The organism is Xanthomonas hortorum pv. cynarae (genome assembly GCF_002939985.1).
GTDB classification, from domain to species: Bacteria; Pseudomonadota; Gammaproteobacteria; order Xanthomonadales; family Xanthomonadaceae; genus Xanthomonas; species Xanthomonas hortorum_D.
In genome coordinates this window covers 1-447 of record NZ_MDFM01000087.1, presented here as the reverse complement: position 1 = coordinate 447, position 447 = coordinate 1, and the positions used below count along the sequence as shown (strand labels likewise).

Genomic DNA, 447 nt, shown 5'->3' with positions numbered 1-447 from the left:
ATCGGCACATCTACGCTGACCACAAGCGCGGTGGCCAGTTGTTCACGCATCTACGCAAGCGCCGCCGCAAGCGCCGTCGGCGGGGCATGCGCGATGGCCGCGGACAGCTGACACATCGGCGCAGCTGGATGCTGGCCTTGTACCTGTTAACCTCGACCAAGACCAACATGGCAGCGCTGGAGTTGATGCGGCATCTGGGCATCACGTTGGCGTTCAAATTAGGGCCTGTTAACACATCCGAAGCCCATCAACGACTAGGACGAAGCTGAGGAATCCAAGGAACATGACATCCAGCTTCTCGAAGCGCGAGAAAATCCGGCGGTAGCCTTTCAAGCGACGGAACAGTCTCTCCACTTCGTTACGCCGCTTGTACATCTCCCGGTTGTATTCCCAAGGCTCGACCCGATTGGATTTCGGCGGGACCACCGGAACGAAGCCAAGATCGAG

At 58.4% G+C, this 447-nt stretch carries 2 pseudogenes; one reads left to right on the top strand and one right to left on the bottom strand.

The features are described 5' to 3' along the window. Nucleotides 1-203: pseudogene (locus tag XcyCFBP4188_RS23540) on the top strand (hypothetical protein); the annotation flags it as partial. A gap of 25 nt (nucleotides 204-228) precedes the next feature. Here XcyCFBP4188_RS23540 and XcyCFBP4188_RS22340 read toward each other — a convergent pair. Beyond that, nucleotides 229-447: pseudogene (locus tag XcyCFBP4188_RS22340) on the bottom strand (IS5/IS1182 family transposase); the annotation flags it as partial.